This window comes from Eggerthella guodeyinii, from assembly GCF_009834925.2.
GTDB classification, from domain to species: domain Bacteria; phylum Actinomycetota; class Coriobacteriia; order Coriobacteriales; family Eggerthellaceae; genus Eggerthella; species Eggerthella guodeyinii.
Genome location: NZ_CP063310.1, coordinates 3,388,590 through 3,406,368 on the forward strand (window position 1 = coordinate 3,388,590; position 17,779 = coordinate 3,406,368).

15 protein-coding genes are annotated in these 17,779 nt (G+C 66.1%); 9 read left to right on the plus strand and 6 right to left on the minus strand.

Going from position 1 to position 17,779, the window contains the following annotated elements:
• The first annotated feature begins 22 nt into the window (after positions 1–22).
• On the plus strand, positions 23–730 hold the full coding sequence (locus GS424_RS14500) for an ABC-2 transporter permease (RefSeq protein WP_160941193.1): 708 nt from the start codon (positions 23–25) through the stop codon (positions 728–730).
• Here the strand turns inward: GS424_RS14500 and GS424_RS14505 are convergent.
• Entirely contained in the window at positions 727–1,137 is a 411-nt protein-coding gene (locus GS424_RS14505; protein ID WP_154333073.1) for an RrF2 family transcriptional regulator, read from the minus strand. The two genes, GS424_RS14500 and GS424_RS14505, sit on opposite strands and share 4 nt — an antisense overlap.
• Positions 1,138–1,312: 175 nt before the next feature.
• Between GS424_RS14505 and GS424_RS14510 the strand changes: the two genes are divergently transcribed.
• From GS424_RS14510 to GS424_RS14520, 3 genes are all read left to right on the plus strand, one after another.
• Positions 1,313–2,065: a transglycosylase domain-containing protein gene (locus tag GS424_RS14510; protein WP_160941194.1), complete on the plus strand. Its 753-nt coding sequence runs from the start codon at positions 1,313–1,315 to the stop codon at positions 2,063–2,065.
• 108 nt (positions 2,066–2,173) lie between these two features.
• Complete coding sequence (locus GS424_RS14515) at positions 2,174–2,983, plus strand: glycoside hydrolase family 25 protein (RefSeq protein ID WP_160941195.1); 810 nt, start codon at positions 2,174–2,176, stop codon at positions 2,981–2,983.
• Positions 2,984–3,258: 275 nt separating this feature from the next.
• The gene (locus GS424_RS14520) at positions 3,259–4,866 is read left to right on the plus strand and encodes an FAD-dependent oxidoreductase (protein WP_160941196.1); all 1,608 of its coding nucleotides are present in this window, start codon (positions 3,259–3,261) and stop codon (positions 4,864–4,866) included.
• A 41-nt stretch (positions 4,867–4,907) separates the two neighbouring features.
• Here the strand turns inward: GS424_RS14520 and GS424_RS14525 are convergent, their stop codons facing one another.
• Positions 4,908–5,669, minus strand: coding sequence for an IclR family transcriptional regulator (locus GS424_RS14525; protein ID WP_160941197.1), 762 nt, complete (start codon positions 5,667–5,669; stop codon positions 4,908–4,910).
• Between the two features lie 319 nt (positions 5,670–5,988).
• Here GS424_RS14525 and GS424_RS14530 point away from each other — a divergent pair, with 319 nt between their 5' ends.
• Entirely contained in the window at positions 5,989–7,290 is a 1,302-nt protein-coding gene (locus tag GS424_RS14530; protein ID WP_160941198.1) for an MFS transporter, read from the plus strand.
• Here the strand turns inward: GS424_RS14530 and GS424_RS14535 are convergent.
• Positions 7,287–8,972, minus strand: coding sequence for an MDR family MFS transporter (locus GS424_RS14535; protein ID WP_160941199.1), 1,686 nt, complete (start codon positions 8,970–8,972; stop codon positions 7,287–7,289). The two genes, GS424_RS14530 and GS424_RS14535, sit on opposite strands and share 4 nt — an antisense overlap.
• A gap of 134 nt (positions 8,973–9,106) precedes the next feature.
• On the opposite strand from GS424_RS14535, the gene GS424_RS14540 reads away from it, so the two are divergent.
• Complete coding sequence (locus GS424_RS14540) at positions 9,107–9,655, plus strand: TetR/AcrR family transcriptional regulator (RefSeq protein WP_160941200.1); 549 nt, start codon at positions 9,107–9,109, stop codon at positions 9,653–9,655.
• Positions 9,656–9,664: 9 nt separating this feature from the next.
• Here GS424_RS14540 and GS424_RS14545 read toward each other — a convergent pair whose 3' ends face one another.
• Complete coding sequence (locus tag GS424_RS14545) at positions 9,665–10,432, minus strand: 12alpha-hydroxysteroid dehydrogenase (protein WP_160941201.1); 768 nt, start codon at positions 10,430–10,432, stop codon at positions 9,665–9,667.
• Between the two features lie 278 nt (positions 10,433–10,710).
• Between GS424_RS14545 and GS424_RS14550 the strand changes: the two genes are divergently transcribed.
• Positions 10,711–11,649 (plus strand): alpha/beta fold hydrolase, encoded by a 939-nt coding sequence (locus GS424_RS14550; RefSeq protein ID WP_160941202.1) that lies wholly within the window; start codon positions 10,711–10,713, stop codon positions 11,647–11,649.
• Here the strand turns inward: GS424_RS14550 and GS424_RS14555 are convergent.
• Positions 11,610–12,551 (minus strand): ankyrin repeat domain-containing protein, encoded by a 942-nt coding sequence (locus GS424_RS14555; protein WP_160941203.1) that lies wholly within the window; start codon positions 12,549–12,551, stop codon positions 11,610–11,612. The two genes, GS424_RS14550 and GS424_RS14555, sit on opposite strands and share 40 nt — an antisense overlap.
• A gap of 212 nt (positions 12,552–12,763) precedes the next feature.
• Between GS424_RS14555 and GS424_RS14560 the strand changes: the two genes are divergently transcribed.
• Complete coding sequence (locus GS424_RS14560) at positions 12,764–13,459, plus strand: Pr6Pr family membrane protein (protein WP_160941204.1); 696 nt, start codon at positions 12,764–12,766, stop codon at positions 13,457–13,459.
• Between the two features lie 119 nt (positions 13,460–13,578).
• Here GS424_RS14560 and uvrB read toward each other — a convergent pair whose 3' ends face one another.
• Positions 13,579–15,729, minus strand: coding sequence for an excinuclease ABC subunit UvrB (gene uvrB / locus GS424_RS14565; RefSeq protein ID WP_160941205.1), 2,151 nt, complete (start codon positions 15,727–15,729; stop codon positions 13,579–13,581).
• A gap of 965 nt (positions 15,730–16,694) precedes the next feature.
• Here uvrB and GS424_RS14575 point away from each other — a divergent pair.
• Positions 16,695–17,768, plus strand: coding sequence for a YeiH family protein (locus GS424_RS14575; RefSeq protein ID WP_160941206.1), 1,074 nt, complete (start codon positions 16,695–16,697; stop codon positions 17,766–17,768).
• The last annotated feature ends 11 nt before the right edge of the window (positions 17,769–17,779 follow it).

The following is a 17,779-nucleotide window of genomic DNA, read 5'->3' on the forward strand; positions in this document are numbered from 1 at the left end:
GAGCGGATAGAAGGGGCGCCCGATGAAGACCATGATGCTTGCCGATTTCCTCGCTTTGGCGAAATCGCTGCCGAAGAACGTGGTGCTATGGGCGCTCCTTGCGACGGGCGTCTGCCTGGTGGCCGGGAACGCGACCCCCATCATCCTGCTCACCGGCTTCCCCATGTCCCACATGGTGCTCATGCCCCTGTTGACGCGCGATCAGCGGCGCGAGTGGATGGCGTTTCGCCAGGCGCTGCCGCTCTCGCGCGCCGACGTGGTGAGGGGCCGCTACGCGAGCATCGCGGTCATCGTTGCCGGCTGCGTGGCGCTCGGCATCGCGGCATACACGGCGGCATGCGTCCTGAACGCCATCGTGCCGGGGCTGCCGCTCATGCATCATTTCACCCGGGGGTTCGACGCACCGGGAGCCGTGTCGTTCGCAGCGGGAACGTTCGCCTTGACCATCGCCATGTTCAGCGCGGTGCTGCCCTTCATGTTCGCCAACAGCTACCGCAAGCTCGCCAGCTACATCCCCTTCGCGTTCATGCTCGCACTCATGGGGTGGATCTACCTGTTCCGCAGCATCGACTTCGATGCGTTCCTGCCGATCGTCGGCCAGGTCATCGCCACCGCGCAGACGCTGGGCGGATCGCTGCTCGTCGCGGCCTGCGTCACGGCGGCGGCCCTCGCGCTGTACGTCGTCTCGGAGCGCGCGGCCCTGCGCGGGTACGCGACGCGCGACCTCTAGCCCATCCGCACGAGGTCGGCCAGCGTCACATTGTCCACGTAGTTCTCGATGGCCTGATCGAGACCGCGCCAGAAGTTGACGGCCACGCACTCGGCGCGCCGCGGGCACGCCTCCGCACCGTCTTCGAGGCACGACACCGGCGCGCAGCTGCCCTCGGTGGCGCGCAGCACGTCGCCTGCGGTGATCTGGTCGGCCGGCCGGGCCAGCAAGTAGCCGCCGCTCACGCCGCGCACGCTTTTGAGCACGCCCGCCTTCACGAGCGCGCCGCCCAGCTGTTCGAGGTACTTGACGGACAGGTCTTCGCGTTCGGCTGCTTGGCGCATGGTGACCAACGCGCCCGCTTCCCCTTGCCGCGCGATGTCGATCATGAGCCGCAAAGCATAACGTCCCCGTGTCGAAATCATCATGGTCGCCGCCCCGCCCTTTCGTCGTTCATGCTGTTTCCGCAAGTATAGCCCATCATTTGCCTGATAGATCGCGCCTTTCTTGCAGGAATGTAAGGATGGGGCAAGCGGTCGGTAAGGCAGCGTTAAGGACGGCTTGGTATAACGTATACAGACCCTCGAAGTGAAAGGCGGAACCATGAAAGGAACGGCGCATCGGACTACGGCGGCGCATCCCGTCGTCGCGTTCCTCGGACGCATCGCCCTCGTGGCGCTCATCCTCATCGTGCTCGTGGAGGTGTACTTCCTCGCGCGCGGGTTCAACCTGTACCGCGAAGCGCTCGAGGGAACCGACCTCAACGAGATGGCCGCCGCCATCCAAAGCAGCGAGACGTACACCCCCATCGACGAGCTGCCCGACCTGTACCTGCAGGCCGTCGTGGCCGTGGAGGACCATCGCTTCTACGCGCATCCGGGCTTCGACGCCATCGCCACGGCGCGCGCCCTCGTGAACGACCTCAAGGCGGGCGCCATCGTGGAGGGCGGCAGCACCATCACGCAACAGCTGGCGAAGAACCAGTACTTCACCCAGGAGCAGACCATCGAACGCAAGATCGCCGAGGTGTTCATGGCGTTCACGATGGAACAGCACTTCTCGAAGCGCACCATCCTCGAGCTGTACGTGAACTCCATCTACTTCGGCGACGGCTACGAAGGCATCGGCAGCGCCAGCGAGGGCTACTTCGGCAAGGCCCCGAGCGCGCTCGACGCCGACGAGTGCACGCTGCTGGCCGGCATCCCGAACGCGCCGAGCGTCTACGCGCTGTCCCAGAACCCCGACCTCGCGCGCGAGCGCCAGCAGGAGGTGCTGCGCAAGCTCGTATCCTACGACTACCTCGACCAGAGCGCGGCCCAGCACATCCTGGGCAACCTGCGCGCGCAGGCCGCGTGATGTGCCGCGGACGGTTGTCGGCACGCGGCCGCGCGCGGGTTCTGTAGTCGTCGTAGCGACGGGCGGTTCGCGGGCGCGAACGCCGGGAGCTTTGGTAGGATAGGCCGCATGAAACGACTCAAAACCACCGTGGCCGCCGCGCTGGCCGCCATCGCCTTGCTGGGATCGCTCGGCCTCATGACGGCGTGCAGCGGCGGCGATGCAACCGAACCCGCCGAGCAGGCCTACGTGAGCCCCTACGATTGGAGCGCCCTCGAGCGCTCCGGCGCGCAGGGCGATCGCCTCGCCTACCGCGTGGACGGCGAAGTGCGCTCCCAGCTGGGCGTGGACGTGTCCGACCACCAGGGCGCCATCGACTGGAACGCCGTGGCGGGCGACGGCGTCGACTTCGCCTTCGTGCGCGTGGGCAACCGCGGCTACACCGAGGGCGCGCTGTACGCCGACGCCCGCTATGCCGAGAACATCGATAACGCGACGAGCGCCGGCCTCGAGGTGGGCGCGTACTTCTTCTCGCAGGCCACAAGCGTCGAAGAGGCGCGCGAGGAGGCCGACTTCGTGTTGCAGCTGCTGGCCGGCCGCTATCTGGCGATGCCCGTGGCGTACGACCACGAGCCCGTCGCGGACGCGGCGGGACGCGCGAACAACGTGGACCGCGAGACGCTCACCGCCTGCGCCCGCGCGTTCTGCGAACGCCTCGAGCAGGGCGGCTACGACACGATGATCTACGGCAACAGCGGCGACATGGCGCGCTACGATCGCGCCGAGCTGGGCGAGCGCCCCGTCTGGTTCGCCGAGTACGACAGCGCCGAACCCCACGCGCAGTTCGACTTCGCCATCTGGCAGTACACCAACGGCGGCACCGTGGCCGGCATCGCCACCGCCGTCGACCTCAACCTGCTCCTGCCGCCCATCGAGTAAGGCGGCCTCCGCGCTCCCCCCACCCCCATGGCGCGACAGAGGCTTCGGGAACCGCGCGTCCCTCCCCGCGCCGACCGCACGCCGCACCCGTCACGAATCGGCGCGGCACGCGCCCCCTCGTTCGCAATCCCCCCTCCGCGCTCCCCTGTTCCGCATCGTGGAACGAGTGGTTCGCAGAGCGGATTCCGGGCATGGCGGCCTTCTCGACCGCTCCCTATAATCCCAGGCAACACCAGGTCATGACGATTTGGGAAGCAGCGAGGGAAGGGGCACTCATGAAGGAATCCATCGTCAAGCAGGGTATGTCGCGCCGCAACTTCATCGGCGGAGCCGCGCTCGGGCTGAGCGCGCTCGCCGTGGGCGGGTTGGCAGGCTGCGCGCCGAAGGCGACCTCCGCGGACGGCCAAGAGGCGGGCGGGGCGTCGGGCAACGCGGCCGGCGTCCAGTGGGACGGCGAGTACGACGTCATCGTGTGCGGAGGTGGCGGCAGCGGCCTGACCGCGGCGTACTCCGCGCTGGAGAACGGCGCCGAGAAGGTGCTCGTGCTGGAGAAGGGCACGATGTGCGGCGGCACGACGGCGCTCGCCGAGGGCGCGGTGCAGGCGTCCGGCACGACGTGGCAGAAGGAGATCGCCGGCGTCACCGACGACAGCCCTGAGCTGCACAAGCAGTTCTGGATGACCGACGCCGAGGGCCTCGTGAAGGAAGACCTCGTCGCATGCATGGCCGACAACGCCGCCGACAACCTGCAATGGATGGCCGACAGCTTCGGCATCACGTTCTCCAACGTGTTCGGCTGCTACCCCACGCCCTACATGAAGGACGAGTACCTGCGCGACCGCATCCACCTCATCACCGACGCGGCCGACGAGACGAAGACCGGCGGCGCCGTATGGACGACGAACGCCCAGAAGGCCGTCGAGGAGAAGGGCGGCCAGATCGAGACGAAAACCGAGGTCACCGACATCTACCAGGACGATTCCGGCACGGTCGTGGGCGTGGCCTGCGCCGACGGCAAGAACTACCAGGCGAAGAAGGGCGTGGTGCTGGCCATGGCCTCCATCGACCACAACGAGGACATGGCGTTCAAGTACAACCAGCAGCACTATTGGGACCTCAAGACGCAGGCCGTGGCCACGGCGGCCACCGACACGGGCGACGGCATCCGCATCGGCATGGCCCACGGCGCCGACTCCGCGTTCCACGGCGCGGTCGACCTCATCCTGCAAACGTGGAGCTACACGAACAACCAGAACCCCGAGATCCCCTACATCCTCGTCGACCAGCGCGGCAACCGCTTCGTGCGCGAGGACACCACCTACGCGTTCCACTGCCGCGCCATGTTCAACGCGGCCATGGCGCAGGGCGGCATGGATGGCGCCACCTACATGCTCATGGACTCCAAGATGACCTCGTCGGACGCGAAGTGCGCCTGGTCGGACAATGCCGAGGGCGGCGCGAAGGCCCGCGAGGCGGCGCTTGCCGATGGCAGCATGGTGCAGGCCGACACGATCGACGAGCTGGCGGCGGCGCTCGGCATGGATGCCGGCAACCTGCAGGCCACGGTGGACGCCTGGAACGCGGCCTGCGCAGCCGGGACGGACGCCGCCTATGGGCGCACGGTGCAGCTGACCGCGCTCGACGCCGCGCCGTTCTACGCCTGGAAGACGCAGAACACGAACATCGGCTCCATCGGCGGCCTGCTGATCAACACCGACGCGGCCATCCTCGACACCGAGGGCGAGCCCATCCCCCACCTGTTCGGCGCCGGCGTGAACACCGCCGGCTGGATCGGCCCCTACTACCCCGGAAGCGGCACCTGCCTGCAGGGCGCGCTCAACTGGGGCCGCATCGCCGGCAAATCGGCCGCCGCCGTCGCCTAGGCCCTCCATCGAAGCGGGCGGCCCCGAACCGCCCGCTTCGCCTACTCGACGTAGCCCATGCGCTCCGATATGCGCTGCGCGGCCAGCTTCACCTGCTGGGCCACGTCGTCGACGCGCTCCTGCGGGATGCTCTCGGGCGTGCCGCTCACGCCCACCGCGGCGATGGCGTCGCCGCGGTAGTTGAACACGGGGGCGGCCACACAGCAGTGCCCCAGCTCGTACTCCTCGTTGTCCATCGCCCATCCCTGCTTGCGCACCTGGTGCAGGTAGCGGACGAACTCGCTTTTGCTCGTGAAGGTGTTGGCCGTGTACGCCTTGAAGTCGTAGCCGTACAGCACCTCTTCCAGCTCGCCGCTCGAAAGGCAGGCGAGCAGGCACTTCCCCATCGACGAGCAGTAGGCCGGCGACCGGTAGCCCACTTCCGTGTAGCGCTCGTCGCCCCAATCGGTGGACTCCTTCTCGATGTACGAGACGAACGCGCCGTCGAGGATGCCCAGGTGGGCGCTCAGGCCCAACGACCGCTTCAACACGGCCAGGTACGGCTTCGCCTCGGTCTGCAATTCCAGCGAGTTAATGTGGTAGCTCAGCGTGTCGAACATCTTGGGGCCGATGGTGTAGGCGCCTTCGAGCGTCTTCTCCACGTAGCCGCGCGCGACCATCGTCTGCAGGATGCGGAACACCGTGGACTTGCTCATGCCCGTCCGCTGGGCGATCTCGCTCAGCCCGAGGGGGCCGTGGCCGCGCGCGAGCGCCTCCAACAGGTCGAAAGCTCGATCGAGAACCTGCACGGTGCCTTCCGCCATGATCGCCCCTCCCTTGCGCGATGCGTTTCCGTCAGTATACGCCATGCGCGCTTCCCGAGCCTGCGGGGGTTGGTTCTCGAATCCATACGTGCTACACTGGCCTTCACTTTTCGCTCGATCAACGAGGAGCCTGACCGATGGCTGGACAACTCTATCTCTAAATCGCCTGCGCGATTTCGCACGTTCACCCCGCACTGCACGCCCGTGCAACGCATAGTTGCCCTCTGAGCGGCATCTTCCATCCAGAATAGGTAGCGCAACCGCGTTCGCTACCGCACACTGATGTTCAGTTGATCATCTCGTCCTCAAGGAGTTTTCCATGACTGCATCGACCGCGCCCCTGAGCGCAGCCGGTCGCGAGCTGCCGAAGCGCTGGCTCGCCATCATCGCAACCATCTGGGGCGGCCAAGCCGTGTCCATGATCACCAGCTACGCCGCGGGATACGCCGTGGTGTGGTACATCACCGAGACCACGGGCAGCGCCCTCATGCTGGCCGCGGCTGCCATCTGCGCCTATCTGCCGCAGGGGCTGCTCTCGCCCTTCGGCGGGGTCATCGCCGACAAGTACAACCGCAAAACCGTCATGATCGTGGCCGACCTCTCGGTGGGCATCGTGTCGCTGGGGCTGGGCATCGTCATCCTGTTCGGGCAGGTGTCGTTCCCGCTGCTCATGGTGCTCGTCATCGTGCGCAGCATCGGGCAGGCGTTCCACGGTCCCGCCATGATGGCCGCCATGCCGCTGCTCGTGCCCGAGAAGCACCTGCTGCGCATCAACACGCTCGACCAGCTGCTCATGTCCGTCGCGTCCATCGGCGCGCCGGCGTTCGGCATCTTCCTGTACACCACCATCGGGTTCCACTCCGTCATGTTCCTCGACTTCGCGGGCGCGCTCGTGGCCGTGGCGGGCCTCGCGCTGGCGAAGATCCCCACGGTGACCGACGAGACCACCGAGAACCAGCACGTGCTGGCGAACCTCCGCGACGGCTGGAAGGCGCTGTCGGCAAGCCGCGGGCTCGTCATCCTCATCGTGGGCATCACCATCGGCATGATGGCGTTCGCCCCGTTGGGCGCCATTTTCCCGCTCATGACGTACGACCACTTCGGCGGCGACGGCTACATGGCGTCCATCGTTGAAGCGGCGTTCGGCGTGGGGATGATCGCGGGCTCGATCGTCCTCATGGCCTGGGGCGGCGGCAAGCGCCTGGCCGGGCTCATCGCGGTGGCGGCACTCATCGTGGGCGTCACCACCACAGCGTGCGGGTTCCTCGCGCCCACCATGTTCTGGACGTTCGTGGTGCTGTGCGCCGTCATGGCCCTGGCCTGCGCCTGGTTCAACGGGCCGCTCATCACGCTCATCCAGCGCAACGTTCCCGAGGAGAAGACGGGCCGCGCGCTGGGCCTGGCCATGGCGGCGATGGGCCTCGCCTCCCCCATCGGCATCGCCATCGGCGGCGTGGCCGCCGAGACCATGGGCGTGGCCGCGTTCTTCGTGGTGGACGGCTTCGTGTGCATCGTGCTGGGGCTGACGGTGTACCTGTTCAAGAGCGTGCGGGCGCTCGACCACGACGATCCGCGCGCCGTGGTCGGCAGCGCCCCCGAAGCCGACTCCGACCCCCGCTAGCTTTCGTTCGGCGCGGTGCGTCCCGTCAACCGGGACGCACCGTTCGCACCCTCGGCCGACGCGGCGCCCTCGGCGGCCCCGGAAGGCGCTTCGGACGGCTCCTCGTTGCTCTCCTTGAGCGGATTCTCCTTCAAGAACAGCAACAGCACGGCCCCCACCAGCAAGAACGGTGCCAGGTACAGGAAGATGGGCACGAGCGCGTCATGGTAGGCGTTCTGCACGAGCAGCTGCACGTCGGCCGGCAGCTGGGCCACGAGCGCCGGCGTGATGGAGTTCGCATCGAGCCCCGAACCCGCCAGCGCCTCGCCCGCACCGGCAAGCTGCCCGGCGAGGCGCGACGTGAACAGCGCGCCGATGACCGACGCGCCCAGCGTGGCGCCCACCTCGCGGATGTAGTTGTTCGCCGACGTGGCCGTCCCCACCATGGCCTGGGGGAACTCGTTCTGCACGATGAGCACGAGGATCTGCTGGCCCAGCCCCATGCCGAAGCCCAGGACGAACAGGTACCCGAACAGCAGGACCACGCTGGAATCCACCGCGATGGTGGACAGGAGCGCGAGCGCGAGCGCCGCGACGAGGCAGCTCGTCACGGGCATCCACTTGTACCGGCCCGTCTTCGAGGCGAGGAAGCCCGACACCACGGACATCAGCATCATGCCGATCATGGTGGGCAGCATCATGTAGCCCGATTCGGTGGCCGATGCGCCGTTCACGATCTGCAGGTACGTGGGCAGGTAGGACACCGTCCCCATCATGGCCACCATGATGAGCAGCCCCGCCAACGACGTCACGACGAAGTTCTTGTTCTTGAACAAGCCGAGCGGCATGACGGGCTCTTCCGCGCGGCGCTCAGCCAGCACGAACAGCGCGAAGCACGCAACGCACGCAACCGCCAGCGCCAGCGCTTCGGGAGAGGCCCATCCGGCGCTGCCGCCGCCCACGACCGTGAACATCACGAGGCAGACCGTCCCGCCCATGAGCAACGCCGTGCCCACAACATCGAGGCTGAACGACGTCGCCGCCCGCTTCGCCCGCGGCAGGAACACGACCGCCAGCACGATGGCGGCGAGCGCGATGGGCACGTTGAGCCAGAAGATGTAGCGCCATCCCACCACTTCGGTGAACCAGCCGCCCAGCAGCGGCCCCACGATCGTCGACACGGCGAACACGGAGCCCATCACGCCCATGTACTTGCCGCGCTGGCGCGGAGGCACCACATCGGCGATGATGGCCTGCGACAGGATCATGAGCCCGCCGCCGCCCAAGCCCTGCACCGCGCGCCCGGCGATGAGCGAGAACATGCTACCGCCGGTGCCGCAGATAACCGATCCCAGGGTGAACAGCACCAACGCGCCGATGAACAGCGGCTTGCGCCCGAAGAGGTCGCCCAGCTTCCCATAGACGGGCATCATGCAGGTGGATGCCAGCACGTACGCCGTGGTCACCCACAGCATGTGGTCCACGCCCCCGAGTTCGCCCACGATGGTGGGCAGAGCGGTGGACACGATCGTCTGGTCGAGCGAGCTCACGAACATGGCCAGCATGAGTCCGGCGAACACGGCGATGAGCGAGCGCTTGCTGATAATCTCGCCGTGCTCCGGCGCCGCTCCCGCTTGCGGCGGGCGACCCGTGCCGCCCGCCTGTTTCGTCATCCCGCGCTGCCCCCGAACCTCGTCACCCATATGCATCCTCTTTTCGTCGCTTGTCAATTACTTGACTATCGTCTACTATTTCTAGCATGGCAACAAGCGACGATCTTCGCGAGGCGTCGCTTACGCGACCAATCCGGGGAAATCGTCAAGAAAAGGATGGAGAGATGGCGAACACCGACCTCCGGTACCGACGCACCGAGCGCTACCTGCTCGAGGCATTCGGAGCGGCGCTGAACGAGCGTCCGCTCGACAAGATCACCGTCACGTCGCTGGCCGCGGCGGCGGACATCAACAAGGCGACCTTCTACCTGCACTATCGGGACATCTACGACCTTGCCGAAGCGTACGTCCGCCACGTCGCGCAAGCGCGCGTGGACGGCATGGAGTACCTCGACGAGTACTTCGACGATCCTCGTTCATTCGCGGCCCATCTGGTGGCGGACTTCGAAGCCAACAAGGAAGAAGGCTTGGTGTTCGGACGCAACGGGATCATGCATTCCTATCTCGATGCGTTCGCCAGCGCCACACATGCGCGCCTGAGCGAGTTCAAGCCGGTCGTCGACGACAAGCGCGGCAGCATGATGACCACGTTCATGCTGACGGGCATCCTGAACCTGCTGCCGCGCTACGAAGACGATTCTCAAACGGTTGCCGAGGTGGCAGGCGACCTGCTCACCGCCATCCACGAATACGGGAGATCGCGGTTCGAGTAGGTGCGAGCCCTACGGCTTCATGCCCGATCCGCCCTGCACCATGATGGTGTCGCCCGTCACGAACGAGGCGTCGGGGCTGGCCAGGAACACGCACACGCGCCCCACGTCCTTCTCCGCATCGCCGAAGCGGCCGAGCGGGATGGCCTTCATGTTCTTCTCGTACATCTCGGGTTCGCGCTCGCGCCATTCTTCGAGCGCCTTCGTCATGACGATGGGGCACACGATGTTCACGTTGATGTTGTCGGGGCCCCACTCCGAGGCGGCCACGCGGCTCATGCCGCGGATGCCCTCCTTCGCCGCCGCGTAGGAGCTCTGCCCCGGGTTGCCCCCGATGCCCGCGCCCGACGCGAAGTTGATGACGGATCCGCCGGCCTCCTTGAGATAGGGGTACGCGTGCTTCATGTAGAAGAACGTCGCGTACAGGCCCGATTGCACGGCCAGGTCGAAGTCCTCCTTGGAGTGCTGCACGAGCGTCAGGCCCGAAGCCGACGCCTGCGCGTTGTTGATCAGCACGTCCACACGCCCGCCGAAATGCGCGGCGCCCGCGTCGATGGCGGCTTTCACCTCGTCTTCGTTCGCGCCGTCGGCGATGACCGTGAACACCTCGGAGCCGAAGTCGCGCTCGAGTTCCTCCTTCGCCGCCTCCATGCCGCCGGGGAACAGGTCGGTGAGGATGAACTTGGCACCCTCGGTCGCAAACGCCCGCTCGATGCCGCGCGCGATGCCGCCACCGCCGCCGGTGATCAGCACCACCTTGTCCTTCAAACCCATGTCCATGCTCGACTCCTTCGATTCGACTGCACCGTCTGGGACGTATGGTAGCGCGGTCGACCAAGGGCGAAATCTCGCGCTCCGAGAGTTCGAGGACGTGTTCGGCCAGCGGTTTCGCCTCTCGAAACGCACACATCAAGCGGCGTGGTTCGCGCGCCGAACGGCCTGCGCGCCACACGCGCACCTCAAGGTTGCGACGGTTGCCAACCAGAATAGGTGGCGCGCTCGCAGCCGCAACCCCACGATGGAACCATGCAGACAGCGCCCGAGCAAGGAGCATCGCCATGAGAAAAGACTTCACCCCCGAATACGTGCCCGTCCAGGGAATCGAGCACTTCCTGCTGCACGGCCCCGAGCACCGCGGCGCCCCGGTCCTGCTGTTCTTGCACGGGGGGCCGGGATACCCCGAGCACTTCTTCGCCTTGCAGCTCGAGCGCGCGTGGCAGGGCATGTTCACGCAGGTGCACTGGGATCAGCGCGGAGCGGGCATGACGCTGGCGCGCAACGGGCGCGACGCGCATCCGCGCTCCATCGACCAGATGGTCGATGACCTGCACGGCATCGTCGAGCACCTCAAGCGCAGCTACGAGGTGCCGAAGGTGGTGCTCCTCGGGCATTCCTGGGGGAGCGCGCTCGGCAGTTTGTACGCGCTGCGCCGCCCCGAGAACGTTGCCGCCTATATCGGCAGCGGCCAGGTGGTGAGCCTGCGCGAGAATGAACGCGTGGGGTTCGAGGAGGTGAAACGCCAGGCGCAGGCGGCGGACGACCGCAAGAGCCTCGCCCTCCTCGAGCAGGTGGGCGACTACCCGCCCGCCGACGCCGACGAGTTCCTCCGCGCGCTGCCCAAGGTGCGCAAGGTGCAGGATGCGTACGAGCAGGGACCCGGCATCGGCACCCTGCTCGTGAAGACGCTGGCCGATCGCGTGTTCACGCTGCGCGACCTCGGCAGCCTCGTCCGCGCGTCGAGCGCCAACGCCGCCCTGCTGCGCGAGCTCGTCGATTTCGACTTGCGCGCCCACGGATGCCGCTACGCCTGCCCCGTGCACTACCTCCTCGGCATGAACGACTCGACCACGCCCACCGACCTCGCCGGCGCGTACTTCGACGAGCTGCGCGCGCAGCGCAAGGCCCTGACGATCATCCCGCGCGCCGGGCACAGCCCCATGTTCGAGCAGCCCGAAGCCTACGCGACGGCCCTCAAAGCGGTGCGCGCGGAGCTGTAGGCGAGGCCGAGGCTCTCAGCGTGCTCGGCGACGAACCGGTTGGCCTGCTCGCGCGTAAGCGCGTCGCCCTCCACCAGGGAATCCAGACGACCGGTCAAGCGATCCCCCGCCGTGAGGCCCGCCGCATCGACGGCGGCGGGGTCGGCGCCGTACGCCGCCAAGAGGTCGATGGACTCCCCCGAGTCGGCAAGCGCCCGCTCCTGATCCTCGGCCGACATGCTTGTCCATCCCACGTTGTCGCACACCAGATGCAGCGGGCGCCCTCCTTCGACATCGAGCAGGCTCGCAGCGTTCGGGTCGGCGCCTGCCTCCAGCAGCACGGACAGCATGCGGGCGGAGCTGTAGTCGCTGCCCGCGGCGCGCGCGAGCGGGCGTTCGGCACCGTACGGGTCGCCGCTCGCCGTGTACGACGGCAGTGGCTCGTTCACGTCGAGGGGCGCTCCCCGCTTCTCGGCGGCCGCGAGCACCGTCTGAGCGCACGGGGCCTCGCCGTAGGCGATGGCCACCTCCAGCAGCGAAGCGAGCGATTCGGGCCCCTCCGACGGGAAGGAGAACGCATCGGCGTCGAAACACGCCTGCAACGCTTCCGGCTCGTGTCGGGTGATGGCCTGGGAGAAGTCGGAGAACTCGTCGCCCTCCCCATCGCCGGCGATCGGAACCACCCACACGAGCACGAACCATACGAGCACGGGCACGCTCACCGCGTACAGCGCGATGGGCACGGCGACGAGCCCGCCCAGTCGTTTGCCTCGCTCGCGCCGCGTCTTCGTACGGCACGCGAACACGATGCTCACGACGGTAGCGGCCACGAACAGCCCGAACGCGACCGCGACCGCGCCCAAGATGACGAACGCAACCGCGCCCAGCACGGACAGCATGACCACGACCGAGAATCCGCCCACGGCCCCTCCCTCCCCTTTGTCGCTTCTCGACCTTCCGATCTCGTCGACATTCTAGCGCACGCGCGCTTCTTGCGGGACGCCGCGCGCGGTGCGACCCCTGCGGCACGCGCCTTACGAATCACCTTCAACGCGGAGATGAGGCCCGATTCTACCCGCGTCCCCGCGCCGAATCGCGCTACCATCGGAGATACGGCAACCCGAGGGGAGCGTTCATGAGATTGAGAAGCCGCGTGGCGTCCATCGCGTTCAAGTGCCTGATCGTCCTGGTAGGAGCCGTAGGCTTGCTCGATCAGCTGGGCCTTTTCGAGGGGTCGTTCAATCCCCGGTTCTTCTTCTACTTCACGAACCTCAGCAACGCGGTTGCCGTCGCCTATTTCATCGGCGCGATCGTTCACCTCGTGTGGCATCCCGGCGACGGCGCCGCGTGGGCGCCGCGGCTCAAGTACGCCGCCCTGATGGCCGTGACCGTCACCTGCCTGGTGGCGACGTTTTTGCTGGGAGGCGGGGTGCGACTGCCCGACGGGAGCTTCAGCTTCGCGGTGCTCGCCTTGCACTACCTCGTGCCCATCGGCTGCGTCCTCGACTGGCTGCTGTTCGACGAGAAGGGCCGCATGAGCAAGACGGGGCCGCTGGTGTGGATGGTGTTCCCGTTAGCGTACTTCGCCTATGCGATAGCCCTGGTCAACCTGTTCGGAGCGAACATGGGCTACGACGGCGCGTCACGCTACCCCTACCCGTTCATCGACATCGACGCGAACGGTGCGGGTACGGTTGCCGTCACCGCGGCGGTTCTGCTGGCCGCGTTCATCGCCCTGGGCTACGCGTACGTGGGCATCGACCGCCTGCTCGCGCGCATCGGCAAGCGCGCAGGCAGGCGCGCCGACGAGAAGCGACGCGACCGAAGCTGAAGCCCCACGCGCGCCGCCGCGCCGTGCGAGACGACGCTGCGGCGCGGGGCGCTCGCCGTGCGAGACGACGCTGCGGCACGAGGCGCTCGCCCCTCACGCTGCCGCGTGCGACGCGATCCCTACGACCTCCGGGCGCTGCCGTAGGCGGCGTTCTTGCGATTGCCGTAGGCGCTGCCCTTGCGGGCGTTCTTCTTGAGGTCCTTCAGCACGTCGTCCTCGCTGCCGCCCTCCACCTGGACGCGCAGCTTGACCACCTGGTCGCGAAGGCGTGCGGCTTCCTCGAAGTCCATGCTCTTCGACGCCGAGGCCATGTCGTCTTCCATCGACTGGATGATGCGCAGCACCTCCTCGCACGACAGCTCGGCCAGCTCTTTGTTCACCTGCTCGGCCGTGGTGGTGCCCATCTCGTCGGTGACGTAGCTCATGATGTCGTTGATGGCCTTGCGGATGGTCTGTGGCTCGATGCCGTGCTCCTCGTTGTACTTCATCTGGATAGCGCGACGGCGCTTCGTCTCGTCGATGGCCAGCGCCATGGAATCCGTCATCTTATCGGCGTACATGATCACCTGGCCCGACACGTTGCGGGCCGCACGCCCGATCGTCTGGATGAGCGAGCGGTGGTTGCGCAGGAAGCCTTCCTTGTCGGCGTCGAGGATGGCCACGAGCGACACTTCCGGCAGGTCAAGGCCCTCGCGCAGCAGGTTGATGCCCACGAGCACGTCGAACTCGCCACGGCGCAGGTCGCGCAGGATCTCCACGCGCTCGAGCGTCGCGATGTCGGAGTGCATGTAGCGCGCCTTCACGCCTTGGTCCAGCAGGTGGTCGGTCAGGTCCTCGGCCATCTTCTTCGTGAGCGTGGTGATGAGCACGCGCTCGTTGCGCGCAGCACGCTCCTTCGACTCGTCGATGATGTCGTCGATCTGCGACGCCGAGCCGCGCACGATGATCTCGGGATCCAGCAAGCCGGTCGGGCGGATGATCTGCTCCACCTGCTGCTGCGACACCTTCTGCTCGTAATCGCCCGGCGTGGCCGAGACGTACACGAACTGGGGGATGCGATCCTCGAACTCGTCGAAGCGCAGCGGGCGGTTGTCCAGGCAGCTGGGCAGGCGGAACCCGTGCTCCGCCAGCGTGATCTTGCGCGAGCGGTCGCCTTCGTGCATGCCGCGGATCTGCGGCACCGTCACATGGCTCTCGTCGATGATGCAGAAGAAGTCCTTCGGGAAGTAGTCGATCAGCGTGTAGGGCGGCTCGCCCGGCTCGCGTCCGTCCATGTGGCGCGAGTAGTTCTCGATGCCGGAGCAGAAGTTCATCGTCTCCAGCATCTCCAGGTCGTAGTTCACGCGCATCTCGAGGCGCTGCGCTTCCAGCAGCTTGCCTTCCTCCTTGAACTGCTGCAAACGCTCGCGCAGCTCGTCGCGGATGGTGCCCAGCGCGCGGTCCATCTTCGGACGCGCGGTCACGTAGTGCGAGGCAGGCCAGATGGGCAGCGCTTCGAACTCGTTGAGCACCTCGCCCGTCACGTTGTCGATCTCGGTGATGGACTCGATCTCGTCGCCCCAGAACTCGATGCGGATAGGATGGTCGGCATAAGGCGGGAACACGTCGAGCGCATCGCCGCGCACGCGGAACGTGCCGCGCTTCTGCTCGTAGTCATTGCGGTCGTATTGGATGTCGATGAGCTCGTGGATGACCTGGTCGCGATCCATGTCCTTCTGCTTGTCCACGAACACGGCCATGCCGGCGTAGTCCATCGGCGAGCCGATGCCGTAGATGCACGACACCGACGCCACCACGATACAGTCGCGCCGCGACAGCAGCGCCGACGTGGCCGCATGACGCAGCTTCTCCACCTCTTCGTTGATGGACGCGTCCTTCTCGATGAACGTGTCGGACGAGGGCACGTACGCCTCAGGCTGGTAGTAATCGTAGTACGACACGAAGTACACCACGGCGTTTTCGGGGAAGAATTCCTTGAGCTCGCTTGCCAGCTGCGCCGCAAGCGTCTTGTTCGGCGCCATGACGAGCGTGGGCTTCTGCACGGCCTCGATCACCTTCGCCATCGTGAACGTCTTGCCGGAGCCGGTGACGCCCAGCAGGTTCTGATAGCGCAGGCCATCCTCGATGCCCTTCGCCAGCTTCTCGATAGCCTGCGGCTGGTCGCCTGCTGGCTCGTACGGCGAAACCACCTCGAAGGGCGTGGCGGCAAGGCGAACCTCGGGCAGCTTGCCCTCCATTTCGATGCCTTCGATATTGGAAAGATGAGCCATGCTGCTCCTTCCGAATAACAGCGGAGCGCCGACGTGTCGGGCCGCGCGACGAAAAATCTCACAAGGGAACCAGTGTAGCACAGCCCCTTCGATATGAACATATGTTCGTTAGTAAATGGTTACGAAACAGGAGGTAGTCCGTGCTCCGAACTCATCCTGCCGCTTTCCAGCCCCTCGGCCGCACCGGAGCGGAGCAACAGCGAGAGCTGCTCGGTTGAGCGCTTCCAGCCGACACCCCTGGTCGAGCCCTCTCTTGACCATCTCGGCGTTGTAGCTTTCCAGGTTCGACAGGACGATGAGCTGAGCTTCGTCTACCTCGCTGGGAACGAGGTTCTCCTCCACGCCCTGGGCGCGGCACTATGCCGACGGCATCGGTCCGTTCGATCCACTGGCTTGGAGAGAGTGTGAAAGAATTGCTTCCCGACCGATCTTTAAAGGAATCGAATTCGACCCCTTTAAAACGCGGGTTGTGCAGCTTTTCCCAAAGACCGAGGAATTCGATGACGTCATGCGTCCTCAACCAGTTCTTAATAACGTCCTTCGGTACGGCACTTTTATATCGTGCGATATCGGTAAGCGACACATAGTCGGCATGAGATTCCCTCGTGTAGAACGTAACTTCGATACCTCGAGCATTGATCTTCTCGCGATCAGGCATGGAGCATGCACCTCTCTAAGGCGTTCCGAAATCTGAGAGGATCTCGCGGATCTTGCAAGCGTGGTACGGGCGACGCGGAACACCGTCGCCATCTATGGACATCCGACCATTCAAGTGATTCGAAGGCGCTTGCACTGGCTCTTTTTCTTGTACTAGCAGTATAGCACATAAATACATACATTTGTTCGTGAATAAAAGAAAACGAGGTGGACTCAGAATTGGCGGCGCTATGGCGGCAGTGATATACTCTCTCGCCGTTAATGACGGATACGGGGCGCGAGCCCCGTTCGTGATAGAAGGACTGATCGTGACCAACGCGCTGAAGAATCTTCCCGGGCTGGCGGTATGCGTGGCCATCGCCGTTCCGTGCTGGTTCGTCGGACAGCTGCTCCCCATCATCGGCGGGCCCGTGTTCGCCATCCTGGCCGGCATGGCCATCGCCGTGTTCTGGAAGCAGCCCACGCGCGGACCCGTGCAGACGGGCATCGCGTTCGCGGGCAAGAAGGTGCTGCAGGCCGCCGTCGTGCTGCTGGGCTTCGGGTTGAACCTCGCGCAGATCGCTCAGGTGGGCATGATGTCGCTGCCCATCATCGGATCCACCATCGCCACGGCGCTCATCACGGCGTTCGTGCTGCACAAGGTGTTGCACATGCCCTCCGAGATCTCGACGCTCATCGGCGTCGGATCGTCCATCTGCGGCGGCTCGGCCATCGCCGCCACCGCGCCCGTCATCAAAGCGCACGACAAGGATGTGGCTCAGGCCATCTCGGTCATCTTCCTGTTCAACGTGCTGGCCGCCCTCATCTTCCCGTCGCTCGGCAACGCGCTGGGCATGTCCAACGAGGGCTTCGGCCTGTTCGCCGGCACCGCCGTGAACGACACGTCCTCGGTGACGGCCGCAGCAGCGGCGTGGGACGGCATGCACCCCGGCTCGAACGCGCTCGACCAGGCCACCATCGTCAAGCTCACCCGCACGCTGGCCATCATCCCCATCACGCTCGTGCTGGGTATCTGGGTGGCGCGCCGCGAGAGCCGCGATCCCGCTGCGCTCGAAGCGCAGGCCCGCAGCGTGGTCAAACCCACCGGCAAGCTCGGCGGCTTCAGCCTGCGCCGCGCGCTGCCCGTGTTCATCGTGCTGTTCCTGGCCGCGTCCGTGATCACCACCGTCGCCGTGGCCGCAGGCATCGACGTCGCGCTGTTCGAGCCGCTCAAGACGCTGTCGAAGTTCTGCATCGTCATGGCCATGGCCGCCATCGGCCTGAACACCGACATCGTGCACCTCGTGAAGACGGGCGGTAAGCCCATCCTCATGGGCCTGTGCTGCTGGATCGCCATCACCGCCGTCAGCCTCGGCATGCAGCACGTCCTGGGCCTCTGGTAACCCGCCGGAAA